The 16,375-nt window shown below is 59.5% G+C and carries 15 protein-coding genes; 13 read left to right on the plus strand and 2 right to left on the minus strand.

What is annotated here, in order from left to right:
* Positions 1-9 precede the first annotated feature (9 nt).
* Positions 10-1,356, minus strand: a complete 1,347-nt coding sequence (locus tag AO240_RS19805) for an MFS transporter (RefSeq protein WP_099238559.1) — start codon at positions 1,354-1,356, stop codon at positions 10-12.
* A gap of 254 nt (positions 1,357-1,610) precedes the next feature.
* On the opposite strand from AO240_RS19805, the gene AO240_RS19815 reads away from it, so the two are divergent.
* Both AO240_RS19815 and AO240_RS19820 read left to right on the plus strand, forming a co-directional pair.
* Positions 1,611-1,976, plus strand: a complete 366-nt coding sequence (locus AO240_RS19815; RefSeq protein ID WP_058413607.1) for a YkgJ family cysteine cluster protein — start codon at positions 1,611-1,613, stop codon at positions 1,974-1,976.
* 133 nt (positions 1,977-2,109) lie between these two features.
* Positions 2,110-4,377, plus strand: coding sequence for a bifunctional diguanylate cyclase/phosphodiesterase (locus AO240_RS19820; RefSeq protein ID WP_099238561.1), 2,268 nt, complete (start codon positions 2,110-2,112; stop codon positions 4,375-4,377).
* A 213-nt stretch (positions 4,378-4,590) separates the two neighbouring features.
* On the opposite strand, the gene AO240_RS19825 is transcribed toward AO240_RS19820, so the two are convergent.
* On the minus strand, positions 4,591-4,893 hold the full coding sequence (locus AO240_RS19825; RefSeq protein ID WP_099238563.1) for a DUF2288 domain-containing protein: 303 nt from the start codon (positions 4,891-4,893) through the stop codon (positions 4,591-4,593).
* A 353-nt stretch (positions 4,894-5,246) separates the two neighbouring features.
* On the opposite strand from AO240_RS19825, the gene AO240_RS19830 reads away from it, so the two are divergent.
* From AO240_RS19830 to AO240_RS19880, 11 genes are all read left to right on the plus strand, one after another.
* On the plus strand, positions 5,247-6,374 hold the full coding sequence (locus tag AO240_RS19830; protein WP_058413610.1) for a branched-chain amino acid ABC transporter substrate-binding protein: 1,128 nt from the start codon (positions 5,247-5,249) through the stop codon (positions 6,372-6,374).
* Positions 6,375-6,600: 226 nt separating this feature from the next.
* Positions 6,601-7,524 (plus strand): high-affinity branched-chain amino acid ABC transporter permease LivH, encoded by a 924-nt coding sequence (gene livH, locus AO240_RS19835; RefSeq protein ID WP_016970385.1) that lies wholly within the window; start codon positions 6,601-6,603, stop codon positions 7,522-7,524.
* Positions 7,521-8,774, plus strand: a complete 1,254-nt coding sequence (locus AO240_RS19840; protein WP_058413611.1) for a high-affinity branched-chain amino acid ABC transporter permease LivM — start codon at positions 7,521-7,523, stop codon at positions 8,772-8,774. The genes livH and AO240_RS19840 overlap by 4 nt, the downstream gene beginning before the upstream one ends.
* Positions 8,771-9,538, plus strand: coding sequence for a high-affinity branched-chain amino acid ABC transporter ATP-binding protein LivG (livG, locus tag AO240_RS19845; protein WP_058413612.1), 768 nt, complete (start codon positions 8,771-8,773; stop codon positions 9,536-9,538). Before AO240_RS19840 ends, livG begins: the two co-directional genes overlap by 4 nt.
* Positions 9,539-10,240 (plus strand): ABC transporter ATP-binding protein, encoded by a 702-nt coding sequence (locus tag AO240_RS19850; RefSeq protein ID WP_058413613.1) that lies wholly within the window; start codon positions 9,539-9,541, stop codon positions 10,238-10,240. It begins immediately after the preceding gene.
* 402 nt (positions 10,241-10,642) lie between these two features.
* Positions 10,643-10,948 carry a DUF2282 domain-containing protein gene (locus AO240_RS19855; RefSeq protein WP_099238565.1) on the plus strand — a complete coding sequence of 102 codons (306 nt, stop codon included), beginning with the start codon at positions 10,643-10,645 and terminating at the stop codon, positions 10,946-10,948.
* Positions 10,949-10,970: 22 nt separating this feature from the next.
* Positions 10,971-11,849 (plus strand): DUF692 domain-containing protein, encoded by an 879-nt coding sequence (locus AO240_RS19860; protein ID WP_099238567.1) that lies wholly within the window; start codon positions 10,971-10,973, stop codon positions 11,847-11,849.
* Positions 11,846-12,622 carry a DUF2063 domain-containing protein gene (locus tag AO240_RS19865; protein ID WP_099238569.1) on the plus strand — a complete coding sequence of 259 codons (777 nt, stop codon included), beginning with the start codon at positions 11,846-11,848 and terminating at the stop codon, positions 12,620-12,622. Before AO240_RS19860 ends, AO240_RS19865 begins: the two co-directional genes overlap by 4 nt.
* Positions 12,619-13,104: a DoxX family protein gene (locus AO240_RS19870; protein WP_099238571.1), complete on the plus strand. Its 486-nt coding sequence runs from the start codon at positions 12,619-12,621 to the stop codon at positions 13,102-13,104. The genes AO240_RS19865 and AO240_RS19870 overlap by 4 nt, the downstream gene beginning before the upstream one ends.
* Before the next feature lie 201 nt (positions 13,105-13,305).
* Entirely contained in the window at positions 13,306-13,977 is a 672-nt protein-coding gene (locus AO240_RS19875) for a COG3650 family protein (protein WP_099238573.1), read from the plus strand.
* Positions 13,978-14,083: 106 nt separating this feature from the next.
* Positions 14,084-15,697, plus strand: coding sequence for an NAD(P)/FAD-dependent oxidoreductase (locus AO240_RS19880; protein WP_099238575.1), 1,614 nt, complete (start codon positions 14,084-14,086; stop codon positions 15,695-15,697).
* Positions 15,698-16,375: the final 678 nt, after the last annotated feature.

The raw sequence follows: 16,375 nt of genomic DNA on the forward strand, positions 1-16,375 counted from the left end.
AACCCGGTCTCAAGCCATCGCCGCAGAACCCGGCACCTCCACCACTCCCAACCCATCCTTCATCCTCTTGGCATCGCGCACGAAACACCGCGATGCCTGGAACAGAAACAGCATGGTCAAAAACAGCGCCACGGGAATCAGGTACATGGCGTCGTGCAGCCCCACCGCCTTATACGCTTCCGTCATTTGCGCAGCCCCATCGGCATACATCGCCGCGTGGGCAAAGTGATCCGACAGGCCGCCCACCACAATTGGCCCCATGCCACCGCCCAGCAAGTACAGCCCGGCAAAAAACAGTGCCATTGCCGTGGCCCGCAAGCGCGGCTCGACCACGTCCTGGATCGCCGTGTACACGCAGGTATAAAAGTTATAGGCAAACAGCCAGCCGACACTGAACAACGCGACAAACACACCAATCTCAATGCGCCCGGCATGCAAGGCCCACGCGGTAGTCGCGGTGGAGATGATCAGGCTGCACGCCGCAAACAACAGCCGACCATTGGCCACCCGCTGATGAATTTTATCGGCAACCCAGCCGCCCAGCGTCAGGCCCACCAGGCCGGTCAAGCCGACGATCACCCCGGTGGCAACCGCTGCGTCCTGCAATGGCATCAAGAAATAACGTTGCAACATCGGCACCAGGAACGAGTTGCAGGCGTAGGTGGCGAAGTTGAAACACAAACCGGCGAGCACCAGCCAAAGGAAGGTCGGTACGGCCAGCACGCGGCGGATCGGGCGGTCGACGCGTGCCTGTGAGACTTGCACTGTTTCCGCCGCGCCGCGCTTGGGCTCCTTGATATAAAACATGAACACCGCAAGGATCATCCCCGGCACGGCGGCGATGAAGAAGGGCGCGCGCCAACTGTCGAACGCCTTGACCATCCAGCCGATGGTAAAGAACGCCAGCAACAGGCCCAACGGCAACCCCAGCATGAAAATGCCCATCGCCCGGGCGCGCCGGTGTGCGGGAAACAGGTCGCCGATCAGCGAGTTGGCCGCCGGTGCGTAACTCGCCTCGCCAATCCCGACACCCATGCGCACCAGCAAAAAGGTCCAGAAACTGCCGACCAGTCCGTTGACGGCGGTTAACCCGCTCCAGGCAAACAGCCCCCAGCCCATCAACTTGCTGCGCGAGCCGGTATCGGCCAAGCGCCCGAGGGGCAAGCCGGCAATGGCGTAGACGAGCGTGAAGGCGGTGCCGATGATGCCGAGCTGGAAGTCGCTCAGGTGCCATTCCATGCGGATTGGCTCGATGATGATCGCAGGAATGGTGCGGTCGAAAAAATTGAACAGGTTGGCGAGGAACAGCAGGAACAGAATGCGCCAGGCATTCGCCGCTTGGGTCGAGTTCTGCATGGGTCCGTCTCTTTTATTGTTATGAGCGCTGTGATGCCCGCTGCATCCTGCTCAGGTACTTGCAACATAGTCAGGCGGGGTCGGCTTGTCTGTAATGATTCGTAAAGCTGATAGGGCGTAATTTCACCCGTCACAATCGGACTTGGCCTACGCAAAATATAAGTGCTTGCCCCTCTTCCCAAGCGCCATGGCACGGATAGAATGGCGAGCCTTCCCGCAGTCCCCCCATCCTGCTTTTCTTATCGATGACGCCCATGTCCGAAGTCAGTCCGTGTCTGAGTTGCGGTGCCTGCTGTTCATACTTTCGTGTGTCTTTCTTCTGGGGAGAGTGCGCCTCATCGGGCGGCACCGTGCCGGATGACCTGGTGGTGCAGATCAACCCCACGCGTGTGGCGATGATCGGTACCGACCAGAAACCCGCGCGTTGCTGCAGCCTTGAAGGTGAAGTCGGCAAGGGCACCCGTTGCACGATCTATGAGCAACGCTCCAGCCCGTGCCGCGAGTTTGATGCGTCGTGGAGCCAGGGTGAGCAGAACACCGACTGCGATGCCGCACGCGCCGCCTTTGGCTTGCCGCCGCTGGACGCGCCGTTCGAGTTGGTCTTGCCCATCAGCGCTTAGTACAAAATGCTATGCCATACATGCCAAAATCATTCTGAGCGAAGTGCCATTACCGCTGACAAATCCGGCGAGGTCTCTATACTCGAACTCGTAGGTCATTGCTGCAGGCGGTGACGCAACCTCGGGACATGCTATGGAATGGCTGGGTCTGCACTTTTTTACCGACCTGCCGGAAAGCGGGCAATTGTTGCTCAATTGCACTCATAACCCCTTTCTGGTGTTGCTTGCCTATCTGGTTGCCTGCGCAGCCGGGTTTGGCACACTGGACATGGCTGAGCGCGTCGGCCATGTCGAAGACCCTACCGCACGGCGCCACTGGCGGTGGCTGGGTGCCGGTTGCCTGGCGGGCGGTATCTGGTCAACTCACTTCATCAGCATGCTGGCCTTTCAGGCGCCTATCGCGATTCACTACGAACTGATCATGACGTTCGCCTCGCTGATGATCGCCCTGATTGCCTCGCTGTTCGCCATGCAAACCCTCAGTCACGCCCACTTGCGGTTACACAAGTACGTATTGGCGTCGGTATGGATGGGGCTGGGCATCGCATTGATGCACTACGTTGGCATGTCGGCCATGCGCTCGCAAGCCCAGGTGTATTTCGAGTCGGGGCTGTTCCTGGCCTCGATCGGCATTGCCATCGGCGCCAGCCTGGCGGCGTTGTTGCTGTCGTGCTACCTGCGCAACGGGGCGGGCGTGTTTCATCAATTGCTCAAATACGCCGCCAGCCTGGTGCTCGGCGCCGGCATCCTGAGCATGCACTTCACCGGCATGGCCAGTATGCAAATGCTAGTGCCTGCGGGCGCCGACTTTGGCTTGCCGGTGGACAATAACCCGATTCAACTTGGCCTGTCGGTGGCGGTCATTACCTTGCTGGTGATCGGCAGCAGCATCAGCGCGGCACTCGCAGACAAAAAATTGCAGCATAAAGAGCGCGACCTGCGCCGGGTCAACGCGCTGCTTAACGAGCTGGACCAAGCGCGCGCCTCGTTGCAACAGGTGGCGCATTACGATGCGCTGACCAGCCTGCTCAACCGTCGCGGCTTCAACCAGGTGTTTGCCGAGAAAGTCGCAGAAAAAGCCAAAAGCAACGGCATGATGGCGGTGATTTTCCTCGACATCGACCATTTCAAGCGCATCAATGACAGCCTCGGGCATGATGCCGGCGACCAGTTGCTCACGGTGCTGGCCGGGCATATCAAGGGGTCGGTGCGCAGCCATGAGGATGTGGTCGCGCGGTTTGGCGGGGATGAATTCTGCATCCTGATCAGCATTCATCACCGCGACGAAGCGCGCCACTTGGCGCAACGCATCATGCAAAAAATGAAAGAGCCGATCGAACTGGCCGGCCGACGCATGGTGATGACCACCAGCATCGGCATCAGCCTGTTTCCCGACGACGGCCTGACCTGCGAAGAACTGCTGAAAACCGCCGACCTGGCGTTGTATCAGTCCAAGGACTGCGGGCGTAACAGCCTGAACTTCTTCAGCTCCAACCTGAAAACCCGTGCCTTCCTCGAACTGCAACTCGAAGAGGACTTGCGCGCCGCCCTGCGCGGCAACGATGAGCTGGTGTTGTTTTACCAACCGATCTTCGACATGAAGCTCGGCAAGGTCACCCGGCTTGAAGCCCTGGTGCGCTGGCAGCACCCGCGGCACGGGCTGCTGACCCCGGACCGGTTTATCGGCATCGCCGAGAGCAACGGGCTGATCGCTGAACTGGACAACTGGGTACTGCGCCAGGCCTGCCACGATTTGAGCCTGCTGTCGGACCGGGGCTACACGGAGCTGACCATGGCGGTGAACTGCTCGGCCCTGAACATGGCCCGTGACGAGCTGGCGAATGAGATCGAAGAGGCGTTGCGCTTCGCCTCGATTGCGCCCCACCGCCTCGAACTGGAAGTCACCGAAAATGCGCTGATGGGCAATATCAGCAGCACCCTCGCACTGTTGCGGCAAATTCGCGCCTTGGGTGTGTCACTGGCGATTGATGACTTCGGCACCGGCTATTCGTCGCTGGCCTACCTGAAGCGGCTGCCGCTTAACACCTTGAAAGTCGACCGCTCGTTTATCCAGGACATCCCCAAGTCCACTGCTGACATAGAGATTGTGCAGGCGATTATCGGCATGGCGCACACGCTGCACTTGCAGGTTGTCACCGAAGGCGTGGAAACCCAGGTGCAATTTGAAATGCTGCTCAAGCTTGGCTGTGATTTTATTCAAGGCTACCTGCTGAGCCCCGCAGTACAAGTCAGCGAAATCATTGGGGTGATTCAGGGCGTCCAGATGCGAAACCCGCTTCACGCGCTCAGCGCCGACAGCAACAACAAGGAAATGCCCACGCCGAAAGAGGTGGCGCCAAGCCGCAGCGCCTCGCCGTCTATCGTCAGGCCGATTCGTTAGCCCACGCCTGGCCGGCTGATTAGGACCCGGCCAAATACACAGCTAGAAACAATTGTGCGCGCACTCGCGCCGAACAGAAAACTGTGCCGCTGACGCGCACGTCACCCTTGGCTGTGACCTTTCTCTACGGCTAGATGCCATCATCGCATCAGCGGTTACTCCGCTACCCACTTTACCCCGGCAAAACACGCACCTTTTTCGTGCGGTAATTTCCTAGGCCGCCCTTTCCTGGATCAGAATCCAGGGCGAAACCACCACTGCCCATAAGCTTGGATCGCGCGCCACCAAGTCCAATGCCCGCGTCGCAGACACTTCCCCAAGGCTGCCCGCAGCCAGCCACCGCGCTACTTTGTCGCGGTTATCCTCCGCCATTCCTACAGCCGCTTCGATCAAATCCAGCTCGACGTCGACCCACAATAGGGCACCCTTGGCAAAGAACGGCTCAAGCTCCTTCCAGGAAATTTCGGCGGTTTCACCGAGCAGCTTGGCATAGAGGGTGCTAGGTTCTTGCATCATGGGAATTCGCCTGAGTAAAAGTGGCGCAATCATAACGTCGAGTCTTTCGTATAAAAAGGCAGGCTGAAAAACCCAGTTGCAAATGAGTCATCGATTGAAAGTGTCAGCAACGCCAAGGATTGCCCGAAACTCTGGCATCACCCCGCCGCAATTCTGTCTCTTTCTTTCATTTAAGCGACATCCCCGGATTTTGCCCCCGGCAGCCAGCTTTTCAAGCGATCAACCGGCGCTCTACACTGTACCGGTACAGTTGCCAGAGCACTGCCGGCGGGATATCCGAGATATCTGATCCGGTTCTGCAGCTCACAAGGCCGCTGGAACTATAAAAAATACAACAGCATGAGTGGAGCATTATGAATAAGGCTACTAAGCAGATTTCCAAATTGTTTGCCGCTATGGTCCTGGCTGGGGTTGCCGGCCATTCGTTCGCAGCCGACACCATCAAGATCGGCATTGCCGGCCCTAAAACCGGTCCTGTAACGCAATACGGCGACATGCAGTTCATGGGTGCCAAGCAAGCAATCGCCGACATCAACGCCAAGGGCGGCGTCGATGGCAAAATGCTCGAAGCCAAGGAATACGACGACGCGTGCGACCCTAAACAAGCCGTGGCCGTCGCCAACAAAGTGGTCAACGACGGCGTCAAGTTCGTGGTCGGTCACCTCTGCTCCAGCTCCACTCAGCCAGCGTCGGACATCTACGAAGACGAAGGCATCATCATGATTACCCCGGCAGCCACCAGCCCGGAAATCACCGCCCGTGGCTACAAGCTGATCTTCCGCACCATCGGCCTCGACAGCGCCCAAGGCCCAGCCGCCGGCAACTACATCGCCGACCACGTGAAGCCGAAGATCGTTGCGGTACTGCACGACAAACAGCAATACGGTGAAGGCATCGCCACCGCCGTTAAACAGACCCTTGAGAAGAAAGGCGTGAAAGTTGCCGTCTTCGAAGGCCTGAACGCCGGCGACAAAGACTTCTCCTCGGTCATTCAGAAGCTCAAGCAAGCCAACGTCGACTTCGTTTACTACGGCGGCTACCACCCAGAGCTGGGCCTGATCCTGCGTCAATCCAAAGAAAAAGGCCTGAATGCCAAGTTCATGGGCCCAGAGGGCGTCGGCAACGACTCCATCTCGCAAATCGCCCAAGGCGCTTCCGAAGGCTTGCTGGTCACCCTGCCGAAGTCGTTCGACACCGAACCCGCCAACAAAGCCATCGTTGAAGAGTTCGCCAAGAACAAGCAGGACCCAACCGGTCCGTTTGTGTTCCCGGCCTACTCGGCTGTTGAAGTGATCGCCGCCGGTATCACCGCTGCGAAGTCTGAAGACACCGCCAAAGTTGCCGCCGCCATCCACGCAGGCACTTTCAGCACCCCTACCGGCGAACTCAGCTTCGACGCCAAGGGCGACCTGAAAGACTTTAAGTTCGTGGTCTACGAATGGCACTTCGGCAAGCCAAAAACCGAAGTTTCCCCTCAGTAAGCCAGGCGTTACTGGTCAACAAGCCCACTGCGAGAGCAGTGGGCTTTGTTTTACGAGGTTTATGGGCCTGACACCCGCGATCCGGGCGCTGGCTCACCTGAAAATCTTAAAACCGTCACCAGCGGTTCGCTGGCCAACGCTTTGTGCAACCTGCTCACAGAACAGGGCACCGAGCCGGAAATGACTCCACCAGTGAAATGCGTATCGGGTTTTTAGGAGCGCTGTAATGCCTGAGATCTATCATTTTTTCCAACAGCTGGTTAATGGCCTGACCATTGGCAGCACCTATGCCTTGATAGCCATCGGCTACACCATGGTGTACGGCATCATTGGAATGATTAACTTCGCCCATGGCGAGGTATACATGATTGGTTCCTACGTGGCCTTCATCGCCCTTGCCGGGCTGGCCATGCTGGGTATCCATTCCCTGCCGCTGTTAATGACCGCCGCGTTTATCGCGTCGATCGTTGTAACCAGTGCCTACGGCTACAGTATCGAGCGGGTTGCCTACCGTCCCTTGCGTGGCAGCAACCGTTTGATCCCGCTGATTTCCGCTATCGGCATGTCGATTTTCCTGCAGAACACCGTACTGCTGTCCCAGGACTCCAAGGACAAGTCCATTCCCAACCTGATTCCGGGGAGCATCTCCTTCGGCCCAGGCGGCGCACAAGAAGTGCTGATTTCGTACATGCAGATTCTGGTCTTCGTGGTCACCCTGGTGGCCATGCTTGGCTTGACCCTGTTTATCTCGCGCTCCCGCCTGGGGCGTGCCTGCCGGGCCTGCGCCGAAGACATCAAGATGGCCAACCTGCTGGGCATCAACACCAACAACATCATCGCCCTGACCTTCGTGATCGGCGCTGCGCTGGCAGCCGTTGCGGCGGTATTGCTGAGCATGCAATACGGCGTGATCAACCCCAACGCCGGTTTCCTGGTAGGCCTCAAAGCCTTTACCGCCGCGGTTTTGGGCGGTATCGGGAGTATTCCGGGCGCCATGCTCGGTGGGCTGGTGCTGGGTGTGGCCGAAGCCTTTGGTGCCGATATTTTCGGCGACCAGTACAAGGACGTCGTGGCGTTCGGCCTGTTGGTTCTGGTGCTGTTATTCCGTCCGACCGGCATTCTGGGCCGTCCGGAGGTTGAGAAAGTATGAGCAAGTATCTTAAATCGGCGTTATTCAGCGCCTTGCTGGTGTGGGCCGTGGCCTTCCCGGTACTCGGCCTCAAGCTGAGCATTGTCGGCATCAACCTGGAAGTGCATGGCACCGGTCCCGTGACCCTGACCATCATTGCCCTGTGCTCGGTGCTGATGTTCCTGCGCGTGCTGTTCACCCAGCAAGTCGGTGCCCTGTTCAAAGGCAACCGTGCGCCGTTGGTGTCGCCCAAGGTCAGCCAATTTTTGACCCTGCCGCGCACCCAGCGCTACATCATCATCGGCCTGATCGTGGCCGCGTTGATCTGGCCGTTCTTCGGTTCGCGCGGCGCCGTCGACATCGCCACCTTGATTTTGATCTACGTGTTGCTCGGCCTTGGCCTGAACATCGTGGTGGGCCTGGCCGGCCTGCTCGACCTCGGTTACGTGGGCTTCTACGCCGTGGGTGCCTACACCTACGCGCTGCTCTCGCACTACCTCGGCTGGAGCTTCTGGATTTGCCTGCCACTGGCGGGCATGGCGGCGGCCACGTTCGGCTTCCTGTTGGGCTTTCCGGTGCTGCGCTTGCGCGGTGACTATTTGGCGATCGTGACGCTGGGCTTCGGTGAAATCATCCGTCTGTTCCTGCGTAACCTCACCGACATCACCGGCGGCCCCAACGGCATCAGCAGCATCCCCAAGCCTACGTTCTTCGGGCTGTCGTTCGACCGTACTGCGGCCGAAGGCATGCAGACCTTCCACGAGTACTTCGGGATCGACTACAACCCGGTGAGCAAAGTGGTGTTCCTGTACCTGGTGGCGCTGTTGCTGGCGCTCGCGGCGCTGTTCGTGATCAACCGCTTGCTGCGCATGCCGATCGGCCGTGCGTGGGAAGCGCTGCGCGAAGATGAAATCGCCTGCCGGGCGCTGGGCCTCAATCCGACCATCATCAAGCTGTCTGCATTCACCCTGGGCGCTGCGTTTGCCGGTTTTGCCGGTAGCTTCTTTGCCGCTCGCCAAGGCCTGGTGACCCCGGAGTCGTTTACCTTTATCGAGTCGGCGATCATTCTCGCCATCGTCGTACTGGGCGGCATGGGCTCGCAGTTGGGCGTGATTTTGGCGGCGATCGTGATGATCCTGTTGCCGGAAATGATGCGTGAGTTCAGCGAATACCGCATGTTGATGTTCGGCGCCATGATGGTGCTGATGATGATCTGGCGTCCTCAAGGCCTGCTGCCCATGCAACGTCCCCACATGGAGCTGCGCAAATGAGCCGCGAGATCCTGAAAGTCGACAATTTGAGCATGCGTTTCGGCGGCCTGCTCGCGGTCAACGGCGTGGCCCTGACCGTCAAAGAGAAACAGGTTGTGGCATTGATCGGCCCTAACGGCGCCGGCAAGACCACGGTGTTCAACTGCCTCACCGGTTTCTACAAACCGAGCGGCGGCAGCATCCTGCTCGACGGCCAACCGATTCAGGGCCTGGCCGGCCACGAGATCGCCCGCAAGGGCGTGGTGCGCACCTTCCAGAACGTGCGCTTGTTCAAGGACATGACGGCGGTCGAGAACCTGCTGATCGCGCAGCATCGTCACCTCAACACCAACTTCTTTGCAGGCCTGTTCAAGACCCCGGCGTTCCGCAAGAGCGAGCGCGAGGCCATGGAATACGCGGAGTACTGGCTGGACAAGGTCAACCTGACCGAGTTCGCCAACCGCCCCGCCGGCACCCTGGCCTATGGTCAGCAACGCCGCCTGGAAATCGCCCGCTGCATGATGACCCGCCCGCGGATCCTGATGCTCGACGAACCGGCTGCCGGTTTGAACCCCAGGGAAACTGAAGACCTCAAGGCGCTGATCAGCGTGTTGCGTGAAGAAAACAACGCCACGGTGTTGTTGATCGAACACGACATGAAACTGGTCATGAGCATTTCCGACCACATCGTGGTGATCAACCAGGGTACGCCGCTGGCCAACGGAACGCCGGAGCAGATCCGCGACAATCCAGAAGTGATCAAAGCCTATTTGGGGGAAGCGTAAATGCTGCAATTCGAAAACGTTTCCACTTTCTACGGCAAGATCCAGGCGCTGCACAGCGTCAACGTGGAAGTGCGCCAAGGTGAAATCGTCACGCTGATCGGCGCCAACGGCGCGGGCAAATCGACCTTGCTGATGACCCTGTGCGGTTCGCCGCAGGCGCACACCGGCAGCATCCGCTACATGGGTGAAGAACTGGTGGGCCAGCAGTCTTCCGAAATCATGCGCAAGAGCATTGCGGTGGTGCCGGAAGGTCGTCGGGTGTTTGCGCGCCTGACCGTGGAAGAGAACCTCGCGATGGGCGGGTTCTTCACCGACAAGGGCGACTACCAGGAGCAGATGGACAAGGTGCTGCACCTGTTTCCACGGCTCAAGGAGCGCTTCAGCCAGCGCGGCGGCACCATGTCCGGCGGCGAGCAGCAAATGCTCGCCATCGGCCGGGCGCTGATGAGCAAACCCAAGTTGCTGTTGCTGGACGAACCGTCGCTGGGCCTGGCACCGATCATCATCCAACAGATCTTCGACATCATCGAACAACTGCGCAAGGACGGTGTAACGGTGTTCCTGGTGGAGCAAAACGCCAACCAGGCGCTGAAAATCGCCGACCGCGCCTACGTGCTGGAAAACGGCCGGGTGGTGATGCAAGGCACTGGCGAGCAGTTGTTGACCGACCCCAAAGTGCGTGAGGCGTACTTGGGCGGTTAAACATCAGTTCCGGGCTGTGGGCTTTAGGGTTATGGCTGGGGGTTAGTTGACCGACCCCAAAGTGCGTGAGGCGTACTTGGGCGGTTAAACATCAGTTCCGGGCTGTGGGCTTTAGGGTTATGGCTGGGGTTTCGGGTGCATATCCGCCCGAAAGCCGACCCATCCCTCAAGCCGAATTTGGTCAATTGTGGGAGCGGGCTTGCTCGCGATTGCAGTGTGTCAGGTAAGTATTTTTCAACTGACAGACCGCAATCGCGAGCAAGCCCGCTCCCACAGAAAGCCAAAAATGTGCTGGTGTTTAAAGTTTTTTCGACCGCTTTTGTAACGTAGATCTCGCTGCCGCCTCTAGTGGTGTAAGCAGGCATCCAAGCCCGCTACCTACCCCACTGCAGGAGCTCCATCATGACCACTAAAACCCGTTCGCTGTCCGCCGCTACCCTCGTTCTGGCCCTGGGCACTGCCTTGAGCCTGTCTGCCCTGACCACCACGGCTCACGCTGCAGACGACATGCAAAAATGCTTCGGTATCGCTGAAGCCGGCAAAAACGATTGCGCCGCAGGTGCCGGTACTTCCTGCGCCGGCACTTCGAAAACCAAAGATCAAGCCAACGCCTGGAAGCTGGTTCCGGCCGGTACTTGCCTGCAAACCCCAAGCACCACCTCGCCGACCGGTTTCGGTCAAGAAGCCGTCTTCGCCGCCAAGTCCTGATACTGCCCTCGCCTGAGTGACGATGATGACGCGTTCACCCTCGCATACGGTCTCACGGGCTCAGGTGCCCGGCCTCCCGCGCAGAGCCGGGTTGGGGCTGAAAAACGAGCACTTTATTGAAGTGCTCGAGACCTCGCCCAACATCGGTTTTTTTGAAGTGCACGCCGAAAACTACATGGTGGCCGGCGGCCCTTTTCACCACTACCTGGGTTTGATCCGCGAGCAGTACCCGCTCTCGCTGCACGGCGTAGGCTTATCCATCGGCGGCGAAGGCCCGCTGAACCGTGAGCACCTGGCACGGTTGGCCAGGCTGATCGAACGTTATCAACCCCAGTCCTTTTCCGAACACCTGGCCTGGTCCAGCCATGGCCCGGTGTTTCTCAACGACTTGCTGCCCCTGGCCTACGATGCCGCCACGCTGAACCGGGTGTGCGAACACATCGACCACGTACAAAGCACCCTCAAGCGGCCGATGCTGCTTGAAAACCCCTCGACCTATTTGCAGTTCCACCGCTCCACGCTGGACGAGGCGGATTTTATCAGCGAGATCATCCGCCGCACCGGCTGCGGCCTGCTGTTGGACGTCAACAATGTCTACGTGTCCTGCATCAACCACCAGCGCGAGCCCCTTTCCTACATCAATGCACTGCCGTTGCACGCCGTGGGTGAGATTCACCTGGCAGGTTTTGCCGAAGACACCGACAGCCTGGGCGATCGCCTGCTGATTGATGACCATGGTGCGCCCATCGACAAGGCCGTGTGGCAGTTGTACCAAGCGGTTTTGGCGCGCACCGGCCCGGTGGCAACCCTGATCGAGCGGGATAACCACGTGCCTGCGTTCAAGGTGCTGCACGCCGAAGTCGAACAGGCCGAGCGGTATCTGGCGCAGGTCAACTCATGAGCCATCACGCTGCGTTTGCCACTGCCTTGCTTGCGCCTGAGCAAGCGTGCCCCGATGGCCTGTACAGCCGCAACGGCGCCGACCCGGCCAGCCGTTTTGCGGTGTACCGCAACAATGTGCACAGCGCGTTGATCAACGCGCTGGTGGCGGCTTACCCGGTGACGTTGCAATTAGTCGGCGATGAATTTTTTCGCGCCATGGCCGGCGTCTACGTGCAGACAAACCCGCCCACCAGCCCGCTGATCAGTGAGTACGCCAGCACCTTTGCCGACTTCATCCAGGGCTTCGAGCCGGCTGGCAGCGTGCCTTACCTGGCCGATGTTGCGCGGCTTGAGCGCCTGCGAGTGCGCGCCTATCACGCAGCAGACACCCAGCCGCTGGACCCGCAGGCCGTGCTACTGGCACTGCAGGGTCAAACGGACTTGGGGCAATTACGCCTGCAACTGCATCCCTCCCTTGCCACCTTGAATTCCGCGTTTGCGGTGGTGGCGATTTGGGCTGCGCACCAGGGCGCGGGCGCCATGGCCACCTTGAACCCCTGGCACGCACAAAGTGCGCTGGTGCTGCGCCAAGGCCTGGCGGTCAAGGTGTTTTCCCTCGACAGCGGCTCAGTCGCGTTTATCGACAGCCTGAACCACGGCACACCACTGACGACGGCCCTGGCGCATGCCCTTGAAGCCTCACCCGAATTCGACCTGCATCAATGCCTGACACTGCTGATAAGCCACGACGCCATCACCCATATGCACTTGGACCAAAAGGAATCGCCATGAACGCCTCCCCTGCATGCCTGGTAAAACAGGCCATCGCACTGTTTGAGAACATCCCCTACAGCCTGATCGCCTTTCTCGCACGCTTCTCGATAGCGGCGGTGTTCTGGAAATCAGGGCAGACCAAGGTCGAAGGCTTTGCCATAGACGTGATCAGCGGCACCTTCCAATGGGGCGAGCCGCGCCTTGCAGCCTCGACACTGCCGCTGTTTCGCAGTGAATATCAGGTGCCGTTGCTGTCACCCGAAGTGGCCGCACACCTAGCGACGTTCGCCGAACATTTTTTCCCGGTGCTGATCCTGCTGGGCTTTGCCACACGCTTCTCGGCCCTGGCCCTGATCGGCATGACCCTGGTCATTCAGCTGTTCGTTTACCCGGACGCTTACCCGACCCACGTCACCTGGATCGCCTTGCTGCTGCTGTTGGTCGCCAAAGGCCCCGGCCGCCTGGCCATCGACCACCTGATTGCGCGCCGCCACGGTTAAAGACGGTCCAGGGTTTCGCCGCTGCGCGTGAACCAGCCCACCAACAAGTAGTCAGCGAGCACCTGTGTACGGCGTGGCAAGCTGCCTTGCCTGCATCGTCGGTTGAGAGCGATGGGGGCATTCACGTTCAAACTGTGTCCCGCACTTGTGGTGCCGCGTCAGCCTGCGTAACGTGGCGGCACTTGTTTGGAGACCCGATAAATGCGTGCCGCCCGTACCCTCGCTCTGTTTGCCCTTCTCCCCCTGTTCGCCGCTTGCCAGATGTTCGAGAGCGAGCCGGCCAAGCCGTCGACCGCCGGCATGACCCGTATGCAGGGTGAACTGACCACGGTGGGCGGCCAACTGTTGTTCCAGCCGTGTAACGACACACGCAACTACGTGGTCAACGACGCCGGCGGCACCAGCATCCTGCAGGAAGCGGCTTCGCTGGCCGGCCAGCAAGGCGCGCTGTTTGCCGACGTGCGCGGCAAGTTCTCCGGGGTCGCCAGCGGCACCCAGGGTTCGCTTGACCTGCAACAGGTGTATCGCATGGAACGCTCGACTTCAGCCTGCAACGACCCGGACTTCAAGCGCATGGTCCTGCGGGCCAACGGCCATAAGCCGGCGTGGACGATGAACGTCACCGCCAAAGGCATGGTGTTGGAGCGCGAAGGCCAGCCGCCGCTGGCAGTGCCGTTTGTCGAAGAACAATTGGGTGACGGCCGGTTCAACCTGATGACCGAAGCCAATAACCAGCACATCGAATTGTGGGTGGCCCCGCAGCGCTGCATTGACAGCGTCAGCGGCAGCTTGCAACACATGACCGCCGAGTTGCGCGTTAACGGCGAGGTACAACGCGGTTGTGCGGCGTTTGGTGGTTCGCGCGACGACTGATTCAGCCCTGCGCTGTTTTAACATGACGAAAACCGGCGATTGGGGCTTATAATCGCCGGTTTGCAAAACAGCCGGCCTCTTTGTCCGCCGCCTACCGGATCCCGTCATGTTACGAATCACCGAACTCAAGCTGCCCATCGACCATCCCGAAGAAGACCTGCGGCCTGCCATCGTGCAGCGCCTGGGCGTCGCCAGTGATGACCTGCTCGATTTCACCCTGTTCAAACGCAGCTACGATGCCCGCAAAAAATCCTCGGAGCTGTGCTTCATCTACACCGTCGACCTGAATGTAAAGGGCGAAGCTGACCTGCTGCGCAAGTTCGCCGATGACCGCAACATCAACCCGTCACCGGATGTCAGCTACAAAGTAGTCGGCCATGCGCCCGAAGGCCTGACCGAGCGCCCTGTCGTGGTCGGTTTTGGGCCGTGCGGCATTTTCGCCGGCCTGTTGCTTGCGCAGATGGGCTTCAAGCCGATCATCCTGGAGCGTGGTCGCGAAGTGCGCCAGCGCACCAAGGACACGTGGGGCCTGTGGCGCAAAAATGTGCTCAACCCCGAGTCCAACGTACAGTTCGGTGAAGGCGGCGCCGGAACGTTCTCCGACGGTAAGCTTTACAGCCAGATCAAGGACTCGAAATTCCACGGTCGCAAAGTGCTGCACGAATTCGTCAAGGCCGGCGCTCCGGAAGAAATTCTTTACGTCAGCAAGCCGCACATCGGCACGTTCCGCCTGACCGGCGTGGTCGAAAACATGCGCCAGCAAATCATCGCCCTCGGCGGTGAAGTGCGTTTTGAACAGCGCGTCACCGACGTGCTGATCGAAGACGGTCAGTTGAACGGCGTGGTGGTGGATGGCGGCGAACAGATTCTGTCCAGGCACGTGATCCTCGCGCTGGGCCACAGCGCCCGCGACACGTTCCGCATGTTGCACGGCCGTGGCGTGTACATGGAGGCCAAGCCGTTCTCGGTGGGTTTCCGTATTGAACACCCACAGTCGCTGATCGACGCCGCGCGCCTGGGCAAATACGCCGGCCACCCGAAACTCGGGGCTGCCGACTACAAACTGGTGCACCACGCGAAGAACGGCCGGTCGGTCTACAGCTTCTGCATGTGCCCAGGCGGTACGGTGGTGGCCGCGACGTCCGAGCCCAACCGCGTCGTCACCAACGGCATGAGCCAGTACTCGCGTAACGAGCGCAATGCCAACTCCGGCATCGTGGTCGGCATCACGCCGGAGTTGGATTACCCCGGCGGCCCGTTGGCGGGTATCGAGTTGCAGGAACGCCTGGAGTCGCACGCTTACATCCTCGGCGGCAGCAACTACGAGGCACCTGCGCAACTGGTGGGGGATTTCATCGCGGGCAAGCCGTCCACCGCGATTGGCAGTGTGCAGCCGTCCTATAAGCCCGGTGTGGCGTTAGGCGACTTGGCGTTGGCCTTGCCGGACTTTGCCATTGAAGCGATTCGTGAAGCGCTGCCGGCGTTCGAGAAGCAGATCAAAGGCTACTCGCTGTACGATGCGGTGCTCACGGGTATCGAGACCCGCACCTCTTCGCCCTTGCGCATTACCCGTGACCAGTCGATGCAGAGCTTGAACGTCAAAGGCCTGTTCCCGGCCGGTGAAGGCGCAGGTTATGCCGGTGGGATTCTGTCGGCGGGGGTTGACGGGATTCGGATTGCCGAAGCGTTGGCGCGCAGTATGTTGGGTATTGAGGGCTGATGACCCTGTTCAATATGGGAGGCTGTACTGCATCTTTGATGTGGCGCTGTCGCGCATCGGGCTGGTTCGGGGGTGTTATTCAGGTTGGGTACATATCCGGTATTTTTGTTATGGCTTATATCGGTTTCGCTCTTACAGCGAGTCANGTTATGGCTTATATCGGTTTCGCTCTTACAGCGAGTCACTTTTGATAGATCCGGAAGCCGGCCCAGTCAAAAGTAACCAAAACGCTCTCGCCCCACCACTCGGTGCCTCGCTTAGGCTCGGCATGCCCGCCCACAGGCTTGAATCCGTGGGCCGCCGCGATGGGCCATCCTTGGCCCAGCGCGGCTAACCCGGCGTCCTGCCGGGTTACCCACGGATTCAAGCCTGCGTGCGGCCAGCGTGGTTTAACGGGGCGCTTCTTAGATCAAGATCACAAAGATCAAAAGCAAGAGCACGGCGGCCTGAAAGCCGACCTGAGTGGTTGAAGCAGATCAGAAGCAGGTCAAAGGCGGGTCTTGAGTACACAGAAGCAAGAGCACGGCGGCCTGAAAGCCGACCTGAGTGGTTGAAGCAGATCAGAAGCAGGTCAAAGGCGGGTCTTGAGTACACAGTAGATCTGCTTTTTTTGCTTTCTGTGGGAGGGGGCTTGCTCCCGATTGCGGTGTGTCAGTTGAAAAATATTTATCTGACACA

This window comes from Pseudomonas sp. ICMP 460 (genome assembly GCF_002723595.1).
GTDB classification, from domain to species: Bacteria; Pseudomonadota; Gammaproteobacteria; order Pseudomonadales; family Pseudomonadaceae; genus Aquipseudomonas; species Aquipseudomonas kitaguniensis.

Coding starts and splice junctions, on each gene's coding strand:
- AO240_RS19805 (WP_099238559.1), bottom strand. CDS start 1,356: ATGCAGAACTCGACCCAAGCGGCGAATGCCTGGCGCATTCTGTTCCTG.
- AO240_RS19815 (WP_058413607.1), top strand. CDS start 1,611: ATGTCCGAAGTCAGTCCGTGTCTGAGTTGCGGTGCCTGCTGTTCATAC.
- AO240_RS19820 (WP_099238561.1), top strand. CDS start 2,110: ATGGAATGGCTGGGTCTGCACTTTTTTACCGACCTGCCGGAAAGCGGG.
- AO240_RS19825 (WP_099238563.1), bottom strand. CDS start 4,893: ATGATGCAAGAACCTAGCACCCTCTATGCCAAGCTGCTCGGTGAAACC.
- AO240_RS19830 (WP_058413610.1), top strand. CDS start 5,247: ATGAATAAGGCTACTAAGCAGATTTCCAAATTGTTTGCCGCTATGGTC.
- livH (WP_016970385.1), top strand. CDS start 6,601: ATGCCTGAGATCTATCATTTTTTCCAACAGCTGGTTAATGGCCTGACC.
- AO240_RS19840 (WP_058413611.1), top strand. CDS start 7,521: ATGAGCAAGTATCTTAAATCGGCGTTATTCAGCGCCTTGCTGGTGTGG.
- livG (WP_058413612.1), top strand. CDS start 8,771: ATGAGCCGCGAGATCCTGAAAGTCGACAATTTGAGCATGCGTTTCGGC.
- AO240_RS19850 (WP_058413613.1), top strand. CDS start 9,539: ATGCTGCAATTCGAAAACGTTTCCACTTTCTACGGCAAGATCCAGGCG.
- AO240_RS19855 (WP_099238565.1), top strand. CDS start 10,643: ATGACCACTAAAACCCGTTCGCTGTCCGCCGCTACCCTCGTTCTGGCC.
- AO240_RS19860 (WP_099238567.1), top strand. CDS start 10,971: ATGATGACGCGTTCACCCTCGCATACGGTCTCACGGGCTCAGGTGCCC.
- AO240_RS19865 (WP_099238569.1), top strand. CDS start 11,846: ATGAGCCATCACGCTGCGTTTGCCACTGCCTTGCTTGCGCCTGAGCAA.
- AO240_RS19870 (WP_099238571.1), top strand. CDS start 12,619: ATGAACGCCTCCCCTGCATGCCTGGTAAAACAGGCCATCGCACTGTTT.
- AO240_RS19875 (WP_099238573.1), top strand. CDS start 13,306: ATGCGTGCCGCCCGTACCCTCGCTCTGTTTGCCCTTCTCCCCCTGTTC.
- AO240_RS19880 (WP_099238575.1), top strand. CDS start 14,084: ATGTTACGAATCACCGAACTCAAGCTGCCCATCGACCATCCCGAAGAA.